An 18,154-nucleotide genomic window follows, 5' to 3' on the forward strand; every position below is an offset into this window, starting at 1 on the left:
GTATGAGGATACTCATCCTCACGGTCCTCGTCAACGACCTCTCGGCGGGGAGGCTGGATTCCGGCCGTGAGCTGCGACTTCAATGGTCGACTCCGCCCTGGTCGGTGCCGACGTCGTTGTGGCCCCGGCGGCCTCGGCGTGTCCGCCGTGGGGCCGTCGTCGTCACCGGCCAGCACGGGCGCGCCTCCGCGCCCATGGAGGGGGAGTGGTCGAGGAGGAGGCACACACCGCACCGGCTCAGGTCGCCGTACAGGTGATGTTCGTGGGCGGCTCGTTGACAGCGCTCGCCGAGGCGATGAACCCGAAGGTGGTGGAGCCGCCGGCGGAGAGAACGCCGTTGTAGGCACCGTTGATCACGCTCACGTCCGCTCCGCTCTGCGTGTACGAGCCGCTCCACACCTGGCTGACCACCTGTCCGTCGCGGAACGCCCAGGAGACGGTCCAACCGCGGATCGGCGACGGTCCGGCGGTTATCGTCACCTCGCCCTGGAAGCCGCCTGGCCAGGAGTTGGTCACCGCGTAGACTGCTCGGGCCGAGGAAGGCGCGGGTGAACTGGTAGCGCTCGACGTCGGGGCGACCGGGCTCGTCGGTGCCGTGGGGCTGAGGGTCGGCGATGGCTGTACCGCTGGCCGTGCCAGTCGATAACTGTGGCCGGCCCGGACGCCGAGCTGGACGGCGTCGGACTCGGGTTGCGTGGTGGTGGGCGTGCTGCCGTCGGTGACGTCGGCAACGGTGAAGCCGCCGGTGAACAGCCGGGCGCGCAACTTGACGGTGCCGTCGCGGTCGGCCCTGATGAGGAACTCATCGGCCTGCCCGCTGGCCCATGCGATGGAGACGGTGTATCCGCCGCGCCCTCGCAGACCCGACACCTGGCCGGTGGGCCAGGCAGTCGGCAGCGCGGGCAGTAGGTGGAGTTCGCCGTTGTGGCTCTGCAACAGCATTTCGGCGATGCCGGAGGTGGCGCCGAAATTGCCGTCGATCTGGAACGGCGGGTGCAGGTCAAACATGTTCGGCGCGAGTCGGTCGGTTCGGACGAGGTCGCGGATGAGCTTGTGCGCGCGTGCGCTCTCCTCCATCCGGGCCCAGTAGTTGATCTTCCACGCGAGTGACCAGCCGGTCCCGTCGTCGCCGCGCAGCTCCAGCGTGCGGCGCGCGGCCTCGTACAGCTGCGGGGTGCCACGCCTGGTGATCTGGTTGCTCGGGTGCAAGCCGTAGAGGTGGGAGATGTGCCGGTGGTACTGCTCGGTCTCGATCCAGTCGGCCAGCCATTCCTGGACGTTGCCGCGGGAGCCGACGCGCATGGGTGGCAGACGATCCTTCGCCGACCGGACCTGGCCCCGGAAGGTGCTGTCCACGTTGAGCACCTCGCTGGCCCGGGCGCAGCCCTCGAACAGGTCGCGGAGGATCTGACTGTCCATGGTGGGGCCCGCACACACGCTGACGTTGGCGTGGTGCGGAAGCTCCGGAGAGTTCGACGGGTTGGTCACGAGGTAGCCGAGCGTCGGATGCGTGACGAGGGTGTCGAGGAAGAACTGGGCGGCACCCTTCATGGCCGGATAGTTGGACCGGAGGAACTCGACGTCGCCGGTGAAGAGGTAGTGCTCCCAGATCAGCGTGGCCAGCCACGCGCCGCCGGTCTGCCACATGCCCCACAGCGCGCCGTCCACGACCGACGAGCCCCGCCAGCCGTCGGTGTTGTGGTGCGCGACCCATCCGCCGGCGCCGTACTGCACCTGGGCGGTGCGGGCACCGGTGACAGCCAGCTCCCGCACCATGTCGAAGACCGGCAGGAGACACTCGGCGAGATTGGTCGTGTCGGCGGGCCAGTAGTTCATCGGCAGGTTGGCGTTGATCGTGTATTTCGAGTCCCAGGGCGGCGCCATCTGATCGTTCCAGATGCCCTGAAGGTTGGCCGGCTGGGTGCCTGGCCGCGAGGAGGAGATCAGCAGGTAGCGACCGAACTGGAACAGCAGCGCGGAGAACTGTGGGTCGTTCACGCCGGCGTGTTGCGCGATTCGCACGTCGGTCGGCTGATCGGCCGCCGACGTTCGGCCCAGGTTGATCGTGACCCGGTCGAAGAGCGACCGGTAGTCGGCAAGGTGCCGGCTACGCAGTTGGTCGATGCTGACGTTTCGGGCGGCGCCGAGGCGGGTGCGCGCAATGCCCTGGTAGTCGCCGTTGACGGTGCGGTGGTCGACGTAGCTGGAGCCGATCGAGACAAGCAGCGTGACACCGGTAGCACCGGACACCCGCAGCGTTCCGCCGGAACTGCTGACCGTGCCACCGCTGGCGGTGGCGGTGGCCAGGGCGAGGAAGCGGACGGATCCGTTGATGCCCTCCATGTTTCCGGAGATGCCGTCGATGGCGATCGTCGTGGCGTCCGGGCTGGAAACTGTCGTACGTTGTGGGCTGTCGAACGTTGCGCTGAAGGTGATCGAGTTCGCGCGGTCGGCGGTCAGGCGGATCACGATCACCTGGTCCGGTGCGCTGGCGAACACCTCACGCTGGTACCGCACGCCGTTCAGCACGTACGTCACCGAAACTGTGGCGGTGGTGAGGTCGAGTGTCCGGTTGTACTGCGACACCGTGCCGGAGGTGAAGCCGAGGCGGAGGTTGCCGACGGGCTGATATGCCAGTTGCCCCGCGGGTCGGCCGAGCATTGCCTGGTCGACCAGCGTCTGCGCCTGGCCCCACTGGTCCGCGAAGACCAGTCGCCGGATCTCCGCCAGCGACGCCGCCCCCCGGGGGTTGGCCGAGTCGTACGGTCCACCGGCCCAGACGGTGTCCTCGTTGAGTTGCAACCGTTCGGCATCGACGTTCCCGAACACCATGGCACCGAGTCGGCCGTTACCGATCGGCAACGCCCGCAGCCAGTCGGTGCCGGCGGGCTCGTCGTACCAGAGCGCCAGGTCGTTGGCGGCCAGCACCTGCGGCGGTGCCGCCGACTTGGCTCGGGCGACGGCGGTCCACCCCGCCGGCAGCATTGCGACTCCCGCCCCGGCCGCCCCGACCGTGAGAAGTTTCCTACGTGTCACTTCAGACATCACGAACTCTCCCGACAGGGTGCGTTGACTAGAGGGCTGGTGCGGGTCAGAGGGCAGGGTCGATGTGCCGCCCCAGTTCGCGACCCGGGCCACGGTGCGGCCGAACCCGACGCTGGCGAAGCGTGGATCCACTGGGCGGGCTCGGCATTGGGCCGAGCCCGCCCGCTCTTGTGTCGTCCGGTCCTGGTTGCGAGCGTTGACATCGCTCATCTGATTTGGTGTGTGTCGTTGTGTGGATGTGTTAGGGACGTCGGAGTTGGGCTTGTGTCATGGGGTTAGCGTTGCAGTGTCAGTAGGCCTGGTCGGTAGGGTAGGAGGCCGTAGTCGCCGCCGGAGTTGGGGGAGCGTCCCTGGTAGAGCAGTTGGAGGTTGCATGGGTCGATGGTCATGGTCTGGTCGGCGTTGTTGCGGATCAGTTCGCCGTGGCTGATGTCGTTGGTCCAGGTGGCGCCGCTGTTGGCTTTGCCGGCGAAGGGGTTGTTCTCGGTTGTGGCTTGTGGGGTCCAGGAGCCGGCGAGGTTGGTGGCTGTGAACGAGCGGAAGTAGCGGCCTTGTGCGCCGATGGCTTCGACGAGCATGAGGTATCGGTTCTGGCCGTGGAGTTTGTAGACCTGGACCCCTTCGAACAGGTTGTTCGTCGAGTCGGTCATGATTGTTGTGTAGTTTGAGCCGAAGCTGCCCGGGAAATTGCCGATGGGCATGCTGGCCCGGTAGATTCTGCCGTTGTCTCCGGCGAAGAAGAGGTACATGTTCGTGTTGTCGCCGATGAGTGTCTGGTCGATGGGTCCGGTGCCGGAGCCGGAGATGGTTCCGGAGAAGAGCGTCTGTGGTGATGACCATCCGTTCGGGTTGGTGGGGTCGCTTGAGGTGCGGTAGGAGAAGGCGGGTCCGCCCCATTGGTAGGCGAGTATCCAGGTGTTGCGTGGGGCGAAGTAGAGGAGTGTCGGTGCGACGGTGGACGACGACATCGCGTTCTGGCTGGCTGAGCCCATGTCGGACCAGTTTGTGAAGAGGCCGAAGTTCATCGAGCCCCAGGTTGTTCCGGTGTCGTGTGTCGTGGCGTAGACGAGGTGCCTGCCGTTGTAGGGGGCGTGGGTGAAGTCTTTCAGTGAGACCCATCCCGACCTTGGTTGCGCCAGCGGGCCGGTCGATGTCCAGCGGTACGTGGAGGGGAGATCGCAGGTACCGGTCGGTGGCGGTGTCGTTGGTGGTGTGGTCGGGGTGGTGCCGCTGTCGACGCGGACGAGTTGCCACTGCTGGTTGTTGCCGTTCCAGTCGTCGTACTGGACGATGTTTCCGCCGTCGGTGGTCGAGGCGCCTTGTACCTCTACCACCTTGTTGCTGTTCCGGTTGATCAGCCGGATGTAGCCGCCGTCGGAGTCGGCCAACCGGAACTGCTGGTTGGTTCCGTTGCCGTCGGCCCACTGCACGATGCTGGCACCGTTGGCGGTGGAGAAGTTGTAGACGTCCAACACCTTGCCGGACAGTCGTGACCGCAGCCGGTAGTAGCCGCCGCCCGAGTCGACGAACTGCCACTGCTGCTGGTTGCCGTTGTTCCGCGCCCACTGCACGATCCGCGCACCGTCATTCGTGGCCAGGTTGTACACGTCCAACGCCTTGCCACTGTTGCGGTTGACCAACACGTACCACGCGCTCGTGTCGACCGTCGCCGCCGACGCCGGTGCCGGACCGAACGCGACCGCAGCGGTAGCGACGAGGGCGACCACCACGGTGACGACGAGCGCGTACCGCCCGCGACGTCGCGGGATGCGGGCCGAATTCTGGCGGGCCGGTCCTGAAGCCGGCGTGACTGGTGGCGCCTGCGCCACTGCATCCATAGTCTTTCTCCTTTGCCCGAACCACCCGAGGCGCCGTGCGCCACGCGTGGAGTGGTGGCGATCCGCGCTTCCCGGGACGACACAGTAGAAGCGCGGGAGTGGCCGGCGACGCCGTCCGGCACTCCGGCGCGACGGCGTGGACGGATGGATTGCCCGGCCATGTCGTCCCCAACGCGCTAATGCTCTGATCTGTCCTCCCGGGGGTACGGAACCGAAGGTGTTACCGCTAACATGACCGGCCGCATCGCCTCACGGGCATCAAGTGAGACACGGGGAAGCCGCTCAGGCGGATGTACGGCATATTGCCAGAACATTTCGAGGTATTCAAGGGGCGGGCATCAATGTGTGAACCCGTATGGGCGCCGGAGCGACCGATGGGGACGCACCTGGGACAACCCGACGCGTACAGCGGCGACAGATAACACTTTTCGTCGAAGAGAATCGGATCGGATGCCCAATGAATCTAACAGCGAAATTCTGTTATCGACGCCGGTGCAGCGCAGTCGCGACGCTGCACGCGGTGCGCCACACCGGGTGATCCAGGTTCGGGCAACGCGATCGCGCCGGCAGCCCGATCTCGGTGCAGTACCCGGGCGAACCCGGCCACCACCGGCCCCAGCGCCGGTACGTGCGCCAGCGCGAGCGCCCGGGCGAACCGGCTTGTCCAGTGATCGTCGTGCATCGCCCAGCTCAATACCCGAAGATCATCTTATATGCCACCTCCGGTAGGAATTGACCGGCGGTGGATCCGGCTCCGACCCCGCAATTGCCGTCGGACTCTCCCGGTGTCTTGAGCCACAGCAGCATCTCGGCACCGCCTCCGGTCTGGGTCGGTGTGCCGATCCTGCGGCCGGCCGGGTTGCACCACTCACCGTTGGAGCCGTTGCCGTTGCGGCTGGTGTCGATCACGTAGGGCTTGGTGTATCCGAAGTCGTTACGCAGCGTGGAGGCAACCGCGTTGCCGTAGTTGGTGTTCTCGCCGGTGGTGAAGTAGTTGGATACGTTGAGGGCGAAGCCGTGGGCGTTGGCGACGCCGGCCATGTTGAGGCGTTGCGCCATCGTCCGAGCGTCGACCCAGCCAGGATTGCCGGCGTCGAGGTAGGCCCATGTGTTGGGCGCGTTGGATCGGAACTGGTTGGCGGCGCGGGCGAGCATGCCGACGCGGTCGTTGATCTGCGGCTGGGTCATGCAGTTGAAGTCACCCAGTGAGTCTGGTTCGAGGACCACGACAGCGGGCCGGTTGCCGATCGCGCTGGCAAAGGCTGCGATCCATGCGTCGTAGGCGGCGACACTTCCGGCACCACCACCGGAGTGTCCGCCGCAGGCGTCTCTGCCAGGGAGGTTGTAGGCCACGAGCAGGGGGAGTTTGTCGACGGCGTCCGCAGCCGCGACGTAGTTGCCGACCGCAGCGGTGATGTCGCCACTCCAGTTGCCGAACCAGGAGGCCATCGGCTTTTGGGCGATCTCGGTTCTGATCGCGTTGGCGCGCCCGTCGCCAGGGTTGGCGGCGACCCATGACGCGGGGCTGGATTGGGGATTGACGTAGAAGCCGCTGGTCTGGCTGATCGGATCGGCGTAGGCGGCCGACGAGCCGAACAGGATCGTCGGAACCGCCACTGCCAGCGCGGCTGCAAGCGCGAGCAGCGGCCGGGCGGGTCGTTTCATTGCGAGCCTCCTAGAGCGTTGAAAGTGCATCGACATGAACTGGTGCTGAGTGCCTGGACCCGCGGTTGCTCCAACCTCGGACCGCCAACGACGGTGACGCGGTGGTCAGAACACGCTCGCCTCGTCCGCTGCCTACCGCGTCGCCGTCAGGCAACCGGCGCGGGGAAGGGTTCTGAGTGGACGTCCGGGTCCCGAAGCTGACGGATCGACCTCCAGCTGTCTGGTCACCGCGTTGCGGTCGGTGCGCTGTGACGTCCCGCGTCGAGGCGCTCGTGAACTCCTACGGACCTGAGGTTTGAGGCAGACTGGAAGCGCTTCCAGTCTGCTTCTATCCAGTGACGTCAATCTCATGTTGGGCATGTGACGAGCAAAAGTCAAGGTTGCTCGCCGGACCCCGGGTCTGCCGCACGGTCCTGGCGCCGGCGATACTGGAACCGCTTCCAGGCTGTGGCACTGGTTCACGCCGGCAGTGTCGGACTCGGGCGGTGCGACGGCGCGCGAGCGCGGACCAACGTTCGTGCATGCGCCCATCGCGCGCCGAGGAGCTACGGGAAGGATCTACCAGCTTCCGGCTACTCGAAGATGCCGATGGCCCTGGCGGCGCATCGCCTGTTGGCGGTCGTACCTGGCGTGACCGTGTCGACCTTGGTCGTCGGAGGCCGATACCATTTACCGGCGACGTCAGCACGGTCGGTAGCCGGGTTGGCATCGATCGAGCCACGCCGGGTCCCCCGTCGCCGGCCTGTCCCCGACGTTAGGCAGGAAGGACGCGGCATCAAGATGGAAACAGGCACAACTCGGCGCCAGCCCACGCTCGACGAGGTGGCCGCGCGCGCCGGTGTGTCACGCTCTGCCGCGTCTCGGGTCCTCAACAAGGCGCCGCACGTCAGTCGCGCCACGCGCGACGCCGTCGAGAGGGCCATCAAGGAGTTGGGGTACCTGCCCAACCGCACCGCTCGTGCCCTGGCCACCCAGCAGACCGGAGTCGTCGCCCTCGCCATCTCCCACGACGATCCTGAGTTGTTCGCTGATCCGTTCTTCGGTCAGATCATTGTCGGTGTCTCCTCGGCGCTGGAGGACACCGACTTGCACCTGCTGTTGTGTCTGGCCAGTTCCGGTCGGGGCCGGTCCCGGCTCACGAACCTGCTGAACACGCGGGGCGTCGACGGCATCATGTTGATGGCGCTACGCGGCGACGACCCGCTGACCCACATTGTGCGCCGAGCCGGCCTGCCGGCCGTGTACGGCGGTCGGCCATTGCATTTCAAGCCGCAGTGGTACGTCGACTCCGACAACCTCGGTGGGGCGCGGCTGGCTACCGAGCATCTCATCAGCCTCGGCCGAACCCGTATTGTCGCCATTACGGGCGAGATGAGCACTGAGGTCGGCGCAGCCCGCTACCGCGGTTATCGTGAGGCGATGATCATGGCGGGTCTGACTCCGTACGGCATGGCGGAAGGTGACTTCACCGAGGCCAGCGGTGCCGTGGCGATGAGAACGCTGCTCGACGACCACCCGGATCTTAATGCCGTGTTCGCTGCCAGCGACAACATGGCGGCCGGAGCCCTGCGCGTGCTGAGCGAGGCCGGTCGGTCCGTACCGGCGGACGTAGCGGTCGTGGGCTTCGACGATCTAGGAATAGCCGAACGAACCGACCCGCCATTGACCACGGTTCATCAATCGGTTCAGTCCCTCGGAAAGGAAATGACCCGAGTGCTCATCGACTTGATCGCGGGCCGGGAAGCCGCCTCCCTTATCCTTCCTACCAGATTGGTGCTGCGCGGCTCCGCATGATCGGGTTACCGCATCCATCATCGGGACCGAAGCTTGGGGCACGAGTTCGGGAGGTACGCCGCCGACTTGCCCGGGACGGTCCGCCGTGGACGCGACCTCACGAGCGTGACTTCGAGACGGTCACGATGCCGGAGCGGGAGTGTGATCTGCTTCGAGATCTGTTGATCTCTGAGCAGGTCGAGACGGTTGTCGAGGTCGGGCTTGCATACGCCAGTTCTGCCCTCGCAGTCGGGGAGGCGCTGGTCGCAGTCGACCCGCCGCGCCCCCGCCACGTCATCATCGATCCCTTTCAGGACCACGCGTACTCCAACGTCGGCTGGGATCTACTGCACGCTGCGGGACTGGACTCGATCGCCAGGCTCGTGCGTACGTGGTCCTCCATCGCGCTCCCCGAACTTGTCAGCGAGGGTCTCGTCGCCGACGCGGCGTTCGTGGACGGTAGTCACCGCTATCACGAGGTCTTCGTGGACCTCTACTTCCTGCGCAAGATCGTCCGGCCGGGCGGACTGATCGTGGTGGACGACGATTGGACACCCTCGGTGCGCACCGCGGTGCGGTACTACGAGCAGAACCTGGGCTGGACGGCGATTCCCGAGGCCTTCAGCGGCGGAACCCTGCGGAACATCGGCGACGACCCCAGAGCCGAGGCGGTGCCCCGCTGCCGCGCTCTCCGGCTTCCCGACTCCTTGGTCGAGCCGCCGTTCGAGCAGTTCCACCCGTACTGACCCGCCACGAGATTTGCCGAATTCGCCAGGTTGACCCGGACGACAGGCTGCCGGTTCGTTCACTTCAACGTGGTCTTCGCACCGGCAGCGGCCTGATCGCAGCGGTACAAGTTCGGCCGGTCCGGGACGGGCAGTCGACACCCGTCCCGGACCGGGTCAGGTCAGGTCAGGACGCGGTACAGGTGGGGGTGATCCCGGTGGCGGTCCCCGTACCCTGGAACCCGAATTCGGCGGACTGCCCGGCGGCGATCCGGCCGTTGTAGCTCACGTTGGTGAACCGCACAGCGCCGCTGGTGCCGCTGGCAGTGCTGTTCCACGAGTTCGACACGGTGGCGCCGCTGGGCAGGGTCAGCCCGACGGACCAGCCGTTGATCGGCGCGGAGCCGGCGGTGACCCGGACCGTGGCGACGAATCCACCGTTCCACGAGTTCAGCGACATTGACGCCGTGCAGCCGGCGGGCGGCTGCGGCGAGCTGGGCGACCCGGACGGTGACACCGGAGGGACCGAGGGCGACACCGGCGGGCTGGACGGCGAGGTGGGCGGGGTGGACGGCGAGACGTTCCGACCCTTGTTCAACTCGTCGAGCACGGCGGTGTACGCGGCCTTCCGCTGGTAGCTGCCGTTGCTGCCGGTGAACAGCAGCCCGCGCTCGGAGGCGCGCCACGACTCACTGTCGGAGATGCCCCAGACCGTGATGCCGGTGCACTGGGCGACGTTCAGGCAGGCACGGACCACCTTGCGGTAGTTGTCCGCCTGGCCCTGTCCGATGTCGTTGTTGCTCAGGTCGTCGTCGATGTCGAGTTCGGTGATGTGCACCTCGACGCCCAGGTCGGCGAACCGCTGAATGTTGGCCTGCAGATCGTCGGTGATGATGCTGTTCGGGTTGTCGTTGAAGTGTGCCTGGAAGCCGACGCAGTCGATGTACTGCCGGTAGGTCCTGACGATGTCGTACATCGCGTTGGCCTTGCGGTTGACGGTGCCGCCCTGGACCGTCAGGCCCTCGATGTCGTAATCGTTGATGCAGAGCTTGGTGCTCAGGTTGTTCTGCTGCACGACCTGCTTGGCCCGGATGAACGAGTCCCGGATGACGTCGGTGTCGGTCGCGTCGAAGAAGTCACCGTCACCGTTCGCGTCCCGGTTCAGGGTGTGCGGCCACTGGGTGCGGCGCGTGCCGGTGTTGTTGTCGGCCAACGGCTCGTTGACCACGTCCCAGTACGCGATCCTGTTGCCCCAGCGGGTCAACGCGTTGCCGATGAAGGTGTTCAGCGTCGCCTGGCTGGCGCCCTGCAGCGAGCCTGCCTGCGAGTGCCACACCATGGTGTGGCCGCGGACCGACATGTTGTTGGACTGCGCGTAGTTCACCAGCGTGTCCGCGTTGCCGGTGTTCTGCAGGGCTCCGCTGGACGTGGCGATCGTCGACGGCTTCATGTCGTTCTCTGGGGTGAGCTGGTTGAATTCCTGGTTGACGATCGAGCTGAGCCGGCCGGGTGAGGCGGCGACGCCGAAGAAGAGGCCAGCCTTGGCGGCCGCGGCCCGCAGCGTCGTCTCGGCCGCGACGGCCGGCGTGTTCGACTGAACGATCACCGCGCCGCCGACCAGAAGTAGTGCCGCCGCCGGCAGCAGAGCAATTCTCGTTCGTTTCTTACGCTGGCTCGGGTTGCTGCTCACGAGGCATCTCCTTACAGGTCGGCATCAAGTGATTGACATTCATGCCGAAGCCCGGCAGGTGCCGGACCGGCGGGGTGTTCAGTGAACCCTTATCAACCTCCCCGTGCGGTCCGGCGGACACGGTGCGTGAGCGCCGCGCGGTCCAGGTTGAAAAAGGTCCAGTGGCAGGCGGCGCCGTCGAGGCTGAACCCGGTTGGCGCGGCGCTGTCGCCGGTGTGGCTGGCCTGCGGCTGACCCTGGTTGCTTGTCATGGTCGAACCATGTGGTGAGTCCTGGGATCAACCCGAGCTACATGGGTAGACGCCTGTCGATGAGCAAGTATCGATACGGATCCGCGATGATGTCAACACCCTTCCGGAAATCTTCCGGAAACGGAGACGCTGCTCGCCGTGTACTGCGCCGAACTGGTCGCACCGGCTGTGCACTGGGGGCCGGTACGCGCTGGTGGTCATGGAGGTGACTACCCGGCGGGTCCATCTACTCGGCGTCACCGCCCACCCGACCGGGGCAGGGGCGACCCAGTAAGCCCGCAACTTCGCTGTGGTGCGCCGAGGTGGCGCGGCGGCGGGCCGCCTCGGGGATGCTGGCGTTCTTCTTCCGTCGGCGCGCCGACCGCCGGGAACGGCGTCTCGCCACGACCTTTCAGCAGCGCAGCGTAGCGCAGTGCCGTGCTGGACACGTACTCCCTCTGATCAGGTAGCTCGGCACGCGGCCGCGGCGGACGGGAGGCCCTGACCACCGGGACGCTGCTCCACTTTGGAGGCTCTGGCCGGTCAGATCTGCGTCGCCGGGCAGCTGGCCGCGGCCGGCACGGTACGGAGCGCGAGGACCGGGCCGTCAGCAAAGCGACCCACGCAGACGTCCACGTCGGTAGATCTCGGAGCCCCGATGCGGAGCGACATCGTTGAATGGCGCGGCCCATGGGCCGTGCCCCGACCTCGATCGTAGGTAGTTGACGGCAATCAATGGCACTGCTGCCCAGATTTTGCTTCATCCCTCTAGGCGCGACTTTCCGGAATGTGTAAGGTGAGCGCACCGCCGGGCAGGCCGATGTTCCGGCCGGCGGCGCGCATGTCTCGGGGCAAGTCGGGGGAAAGGCCGCCGCGCACCGGGGCAACTTTCCGATGACTGCGCGACAGAGGCGGGCTGCGACCCCCCGTTCGGGCGATCTGTCCTCGTGAGCGGTTCGCAGGTGTCAACAGGGGAGGCGGCAGGCCTTCCGGCCCCTTCGGCGTGCAGCGGTGAGGGGATAGGAAGGAGACGAGTGGCCATGGAGGACAACCCGTTGTGGTCCCGGCGCGGCTTTCTGGGGATGGGGGTGGGGGTGCTCGGCGCGGCCGGTCTGGCCGCGTGCGGGGGCGACTCGGAGTCGCCCCCGAGAGCGCAGGCGGAGGTTCCGAAGGAGTTGCTCGACGCCGCGGCGTCGTTGAAGGGCTCTTCGATGGGGATGCTGTCGCAGAAGCTGTACTCGACGGCGGCGAACGAAGTGCTCGACAGCTCGATCAAGAAATTCGCCGACACCACCGGGACGAAGATCGAGAACAGTCTGGTCCAGGCCGACGCCGGTGATGTGGTGGCCAAGATCGACGCAGAGGTCAAGGGCGGCGTGGCGCGTGACCTGGCGTTCATGACCGACTCGCGGTTCGTCGCGCAGTTCCAGGCGCTGGGCGACCTGGAGGAGGTGACGGACATCGTCGAGGCGCTGACGGCCAAGTACGGCGAGCCCTGCGCGGAGGCCAAGCACTTCTGCGTCTTCGACGGCAAGTGGTTCGCGATCCCGTACCACTTCATCGGGATCGGGTCGTTCCTGCGCAAGGACTGGATGCAGGACAAGGGCATCGCCCCCAAGGACGTCTACAGCTGGGAGGAGCTGCGGGACCTGTGCCTGGCGATCTCGGATCCGACCAAGCGCCGGTTCGGCTGGGGCATGACCGTCAATCGGTCCGGTGACGGCAACGGCATGATCGAGGCACTGATCAACTCCTATGGCGGGGCGATCGCCTCCAACGACGGCCGGAAGGTCACGTTCGACTCGCCCGAGACGGTGCAGGCGGTGACCTTCCTGGGGGACATCTACACCAACTCCAAGTACAGGCCGATGCTGCCGCCGGGGGTGGCCAGCTGGACCGACACCAGCAACAACGAGAACTGGCTCGCCGGGATCTCCGGCTACACCCGCAACAGCTTCAGCGTCTACGCGGACTCCAAGACCAAGAAGAACCCGGTCTACGGCAACACCCACGTCTTCTCCGACTGCATCGGGCCGGCGACCGACAAGTCCCTGCTGTTCGGGCAGTCCCAGGGTTTCGTCGTCTTCAAGGGCGCCAAGAACGCCGCGCTCGCCAAGCTGCTGGCGCAGTACCTGGTCAGTGCGCCGGCGCTGGTCGGGGTGGCCAAGGAGGCGCCCGGCCTGGCGATGCCCGCCTGGGAGAAGGTCTGGGACGCCGACCCGTTCTTCACCAGCGGCGACCCGGCGTTTCCCATGCTGCGCAACATGTCCCAGCAGCCGCTGCCGCTGCCCACCAAGAACGGCCTGACCTTCCCACAGAAGGCCAGCGCCGGCCAGCAGGCCGTCGTAGCGGCCTACGTCCTCACCGACATGATGCAGCAGGTCATCCAGGGAACGGCGCCCGCCCAGGCCGTGACGGCCGCGCACGCGAAAATGGTGCGGATCTTCGCCCAGCAGGGGCTGCCGCAGTGAGGTCGGCTCGTCCAGCGCCGGCCCCGGTGACGAGGGCATCCTCGCCGCCGGGGCCGGGCTCCCTCACGGCGACCCAGCGGCGGCTGGGTCGTGACTGGCGGCTGGCGACACTGTTTCTGGCGCCTACGGCCGTGCTGGTCGGGGTGCTCGTGCTCGTGCCGATCGCCCGGTCGATCGTCACCAGCACCACGGAACGACACGGCCCGGACAGTGTGTTCGTCGGCCTGGGCAACTACCTCGCCCTTGCCGGTGACGAGCAGTTCCACACGGGCGTGGTGAACTCCTTCGTCTTCACCGCCTACGCCGAGGTGTTCAAGGTGGTGCTGGGGCTGGCCGCGGCCCTGCTGCTGCACCATCGGCGTCGTGGGCGGGCCCTGCTGACCGGGCTGCTCCTGGTGCCGTGGGTGGTGCCGACGGTGGTGACGGCGTTCAGCTGGCGCTCCCTGCTCGACCCGATCTTCGGCAGTGTCAACACGCTGCTCACCGCCTCCGGGATCGGGCCGCTGCTGGCCTCCGCGCATCTGGTCGACAGCTGGCCCGCGGGCTGGCTGTCCGACGCCTCGCTGGCCATGCCCTCCGTGATCCTCGTCAACGTGTGGAAGGGCGTGCCGTTCTTCACCGTCTGTTTCCTCGCGGGGTTGAAGGCGATCCCGGCGGAGGAGTACGAGGCGGCGACCATCGACGGCGCCTCGTCGTGGCAGCGGTTCGTCCACGTGACGCTGCCCGGACTGCGCCACGTGATCACCGTGACGGTGACCCTGTCGTCCATCTGGACGTTCAACAACTTCGACCTCATCTGGTTGCTGACGCAGGGCGGCCCGGGCGACGTGACCGCGCCGTACGTGCTCGTCGCCTATTCGAAGGCGATCCTGCAGCTACAGTACGGCGCGGGGGCGGCGGTCACGCTCGTCATGCTGCCGATCATCGGCGGGCTGGTATTCGTCCTGGTCCGGTTGTTGCGCCAGGACACCGGTACCAGGCCAACCCGGTATACCCGGACGGCGCGGTGGGCCGGGACGGCGCGGAAGGCGCTGCCGTGGGTCGTCACCGCGGCGGTCGCCGGTCTGCTGCTCTGGGCGTCGCCGCAGATCTTCTGGAAGGCGGCGGTGGTCCTCGGGGTGATCCTGCTGATCGCGGCTGGGGTCGGTCGGGTGGCCTCGGCTTTCCAGGCCCGGGGAGGTCGCCGTGCGTCGTCCCTCGTGTCGGGCCTGGGTTCCGGTGTCGCGCTGACCGGCCTGCTCGCCTTCGTGCTCGGCCCGATGTACTGGATCGCCGTGACGGCCTTCAAGTCCGAGGGGCAGGTCGTCATGCGGGAACACGACCTGTGGCCGACGCCGTGGACGCTGGATCAGTTCGGCGCACTGTTCACCAACCAGCCGTTCGGCCGCTGGTACCTCAACACCGTGCTGGTGTCCGCCGCGTCCACCGTGGTGGCGCTGTTCTGCGCCGTCCTGGCCGGCTACGCGCTGGCCCGGCTGCGGTTCCGCGGGGCGCAGGGTTTCACCGTCACGGTGCTGATCACCTACGTGATGCCGGGCGCGCTGCTGTTCATCCCGCTGTACCAGCTGCTCATCGGGGTGCGGCTCACCGACTCGTTGTGGTCGCTGGTGGTGACGTACCCGACCTTCACCCTTCCGTTCGCCACCTGGCTGCTGGCGGGGTACTTCTCGTCGATCCCCGTCGAGCTGGAGGAGGCCGCGCTGGTCGACGGCTGCACCCGCCTCCAGGCGTTCCGCCGGGTGGTGCTGCCGCTCGCCAAGCCGGGACTGCTGGCGGTCATGCTGTTCACCCTGACCAATGCCTGGAACGAGTTCCTCTTCGCCTTCGTTTTCATCACGAAGGACGAGTACAAGACGCTCCCGGTGGGAATGCAGTCGATGATTACCGGGGACGTCGTGCCGCAGGGGCAGCTCGCCGCGGCGTCGCTGCTCGTCAGCATCCCCGTGGTGGTCATGTACGCCTTCGGGCAGCGCTTCCTGACCGAGGGGCTCACCGCGGGCGCGGTGAAGGGCTGACCTGGGAATCCAGCACGCCGTCGAGCGACATGAATCCCGCATGGACCAGATCACGTTGGCGGTTCCGTCGGCGGACGCCTACGCCCGGTGCGCCTTGCGGCTCGGCGGACCAGTCACGTAGGGGGCCGAGGCCGGCGGCTTGCAGGGTGAAGCGTGGGTGGGGTCGTCGGGGTCACTGCCGGTGAGGTGGCGGACCTCGGCTCGGTAGCTGCCAGCTCGGTGCGGCCGTCACCCCCGCCCGTCACATGAAGGCTTGCTCGCTCAGTAGTCAGTGCTACTATCTACTGGTAGCTAGTGCTGCTGAGTAGTGCGGTAGGTGGTCGATGGGCAGGCAGATGACGGAGATGCTGAAGGGCGCGTTGGAGGGGCATCGTTCTCGCGGTCCTGGCCATGTCGCCCGGGTATGGCGACGAGATCGGCGTGGCTGCGGGGGCAGGGCTTCCCCGAAATCGCCGAGGGCAGCGTCCACGCCCTGCTGGTCAGGGTCGAGCAGAAGCGCCTCGGCGATGTGGAAAAGGGTCCGTCCCGTCGACTTCATCGAAACGTTCGTCCGCAACTGCCCCAGGGATCAGTGGATCGTCCGGGAGCGGGAACGGCTGACCAGAGCGATCGACCGCGCCGCTGAAGAAGGAACCGGAAGAGAAGAGAGGAAATCTGATGACGGCACAGCATGTCCCGGCGATCCACGTGAAGGGTCTGGAGAAGTCGTACAAGCAGCTGCACGTGCTGCGAGGCGTGGATTTCGACGTGGCGCGGGGCAGCATCTTCGCCCTGCTCGGCTCGAACGGGGCGGGCAAGACCACCGTGGTGCGGATCCTGTCCACGCTGCTCAAGTTGGACGCGGGGGCGGCTAGCGTCAACGGTTTCGATGTCGCCACCCAGGCGGCGCGGGTGCGGGAGTCCATCAGCCTCACCGGGCAGTTCGCGGCCGTCGACGAGATCCTCACCGGGAGGGAGAACCTGGTGCTGGTCGCCCGGCTGCGGCACCTGAAGAACCCGGGCATCATCGCGGATGACCTGCTGGAGCGGTTCTCGCTGACCGACGCGGGTGCGCGGAAGGTGTCGACGTACTCCGGAGGCATGCGCCGCCGGCTCGACATCGCGATGAGCCTCATCGGAAATCCACCGGTCATCTTCCTCGACGAGCCGACAACCGGACTCGACCCCCAGGCACGCATCGAGGTGTGGCAGGCCGTCAAAAAGCTCGCCTACCAGGGCACGACGGTGCTGCTCACGACGCAGTATCTGGACGAGGCCGAACAACTCGCCGACCGGATCGCGATCCTCCACGAGGGCCGGATCATCGTGAACGGCACCCTCACCGAACTCAAGCAGTTGCTCCCACCGGCCAAGGTCGAATACGTCGAGAAGCAGCCGAGCCTCGAGGACGTCTTCTTCGCCATCGTCGGTACCGGCAAGGACGGCGCCGCCAACGCCCGCAGCGTCGGCGCGGACAAGTAGAGGAAGAACGATGACCAAGCACTTCTTTGGCGACACCACCGTCCTGCTGGGACGATCCCTGACACACGTCACCCGCAGCGTCGACACCATCATCACCACCGCGATCACGCCGATCGCCATGATGCTGCTCTTCGTTTTCGTGCTCGGCGGTGCGATCGACACCGGGTCGGACTCGTACGTGAACTACCTGCTGCCCGGCATCCTGCTCATCACGATCGCCTCAGGCATCGCCTACACCGCGTTCCGACTCTTCCTGGACATGAAGGGCGGCATCTTCGAGCGCTTCCAGTCCATGCCGATCGCCCGGTCGTCCGTGCTGTGGGCGCACGTGCTGACCTCGCTGGTCGCCAACCTGATCTCACTCGTGGTCGTCGTCGGCGTCGCCCTGCTCATGGGCTTCCGCTCCGGAGCGGGAGTACTGGCCTGGCTCGCCGTCGCCGGCATCCTCATCCTGTTCACCCTCGCGCTGACCTGGCTCGCCGTCATCCCCGGCCTCACCGCCAAGAGCGTGGACGGCGCGAGCGGTTTCTCCTACCCGCTCATCTTCCTGCCGTTCATCAGCTCGGCCTTCGTACCCACCGACACCATGCCCGGCCCGGTACGCGCCTTCGCCGAACACCAGCCGGTGACGGCCATCGTCGACACGATTCGCGACCTGTTCACACAACAGCCGGTCGGTAGCGACATCTGGACCGCCCTCGCCTGGTGCGTCGGCATCCTCATCGTCACCTACGTCTTCGCCATGGCCATCTACCGCCGCCAAATCTCCTGACAGCACCGTGATTGATCCGGCCGGGCGCCAGGTCCCCCGGATAGGCTGCGCTGACCGGCTCCCTCCCGGCCGCTTGCAGAACGGCCCAGCTCCTCGCTGAACGTCAACCCCAAGGCGGCCACTGCGGCGTCCTGGTCGGCTCGCAGAGCCGTCCCGGCCTGACGGTGGCCGCCCGCTTGCCACGGACACACCGCACACCTGCAGTGACGGCAGTCCACGTCGCCGCGATGCTGGCCCGGATCGCGCCGCAGTTGCAGCCGCGCCACGCCTCCTCTTCCAACGGCCGGCCGCGCGGACCCTACTACGCCGGCACAAGGTCTTCCAACTGTGGCACCTGCGGCAGTGAGTGGGACGAGGGGCGGGTCTGACAATTGCCGGGGCCAGGCGACGGCGTCAAGGACGACCGGGGAGCGGTAGGTGTCGCGCGCTTGGCGCTTGCTGGGCTTCGTGCACTACTCTGTGATACCGT

Annotated in this window: 11 protein-coding genes; 6 read left to right on the forward strand and 5 right to left on the reverse strand. The window is 66.8% G+C overall.

What is annotated here, in order from left to right:
* Positions 1 to 237: 237 nt before the first annotated feature.
* From R6Y94_RS24570 to R6Y94_RS24580, 3 genes are all read right to left on the reverse strand, one after another.
* Positions 238 to 3,045, reverse strand: a complete 2,808-nt coding sequence (locus R6Y94_RS24570) for a glycosyl hydrolase family 95 catalytic domain-containing protein (protein ID WP_318398202.1) — start codon at positions 3,043 to 3,045, stop codon at positions 238 to 240.
* Between the two features lie 275 nt (positions 3,046 to 3,320).
* A complete protein-coding gene (locus tag R6Y94_RS24575; protein ID WP_318398203.1) occupies positions 3,321 to 4,883 on the reverse strand; it encodes a non-reducing end alpha-L-arabinofuranosidase family hydrolase in 1,563 nt (520 codons plus the stop codon).
* A gap of 690 nt (positions 4,884 to 5,573) precedes the next feature.
* Positions 5,574 to 6,548, reverse strand: a complete 975-nt coding sequence (locus R6Y94_RS24580; protein ID WP_318398204.1) for a glycoside hydrolase family 6 protein — start codon at positions 6,546 to 6,548, stop codon at positions 5,574 to 5,576.
* A 780-nt stretch (positions 6,549 to 7,328) separates the two neighbouring features.
* Here R6Y94_RS24580 and R6Y94_RS24585 point away from each other — a divergent pair.
* Positions 7,329 to 8,342 carry a LacI family DNA-binding transcriptional regulator gene (locus R6Y94_RS24585; protein ID WP_318398205.1) on the forward strand — a complete coding sequence of 338 codons (1,014 nt, stop codon included), beginning with the start codon at positions 7,329 to 7,331 and terminating at the stop codon, positions 8,340 to 8,342.
* Positions 8,343 to 8,503: 161 nt separating this feature from the next.
* Positions 8,504 to 9,067 carry a class I SAM-dependent methyltransferase gene (locus tag R6Y94_RS24590; protein WP_318398206.1) on the forward strand — a complete coding sequence of 188 codons (564 nt, stop codon included), beginning with the start codon at positions 8,504 to 8,506 and terminating at the stop codon, positions 9,065 to 9,067.
* Between the two features lie 166 nt (positions 9,068 to 9,233).
* On the opposite strand, the gene R6Y94_RS24595 is transcribed toward R6Y94_RS24590, so the two are convergent.
* On the reverse strand, positions 9,234 to 10,736 hold the full coding sequence (locus R6Y94_RS24595; RefSeq protein ID WP_318398207.1) for an endo-1,4-beta-xylanase: 1,503 nt from the start codon (positions 10,734 to 10,736) through the stop codon (positions 9,234 to 9,236).
* Positions 10,737 to 10,828: 92 nt separating this feature from the next.
* Positions 10,829 to 10,987: a hypothetical protein gene (locus R6Y94_RS24600; RefSeq protein WP_318398208.1), complete on the reverse strand. Its 159-nt coding sequence runs from the start codon at positions 10,985 to 10,987 to the stop codon at positions 10,829 to 10,831.
* Positions 10,988 to 12,006: 1,019 nt separating this feature from the next.
* On the opposite strand from R6Y94_RS24600, the gene R6Y94_RS24605 reads away from it, so the two are divergent.
* The 4 genes from R6Y94_RS24605 (at position 12,007) to R6Y94_RS24620 (ending at position 17,685) form a co-directional block, all read left to right on the forward strand.
* Entirely contained in the window at positions 12,007 to 13,437 is a 1,431-nt protein-coding gene (locus R6Y94_RS24605) for an extracellular solute-binding protein (protein ID WP_318398209.1), read from the forward strand.
* Positions 13,438 to 13,463: 26 nt separating this feature from the next.
* Complete coding sequence (locus R6Y94_RS24610; protein WP_318398210.1) at positions 13,464 to 15,452, forward strand: ABC transporter permease subunit; 1,989 nt, start codon at positions 13,464 to 13,466, stop codon at positions 15,450 to 15,452.
* A 657-nt stretch (positions 15,453 to 16,109) separates the two neighbouring features.
* On the forward strand, positions 16,110 to 16,913 hold the full coding sequence (locus tag R6Y94_RS24615; RefSeq protein WP_318398211.1) for an ABC transporter ATP-binding protein: 804 nt from the start codon (positions 16,110 to 16,112) through the stop codon (positions 16,911 to 16,913).
* A 10-nt stretch (positions 16,914 to 16,923) separates the two neighbouring features.
* Positions 16,924 to 17,685 (forward strand): ABC transporter permease, encoded by a 762-nt coding sequence (locus R6Y94_RS24620; RefSeq protein WP_318398212.1) that lies wholly within the window; start codon positions 16,924 to 16,926, stop codon positions 17,683 to 17,685.
* Positions 17,686 to 18,154: the final 469 nt, after the last annotated feature.

Origin of the sequence: Plantactinospora sp. KLBMP9567 (assembly GCF_033446045.1) — a bacterium.
In the GTDB taxonomy this organism is placed as follows: domain Bacteria; phylum Actinomycetota; class Actinomycetes; order Mycobacteriales; family Micromonosporaceae; genus Plantactinospora.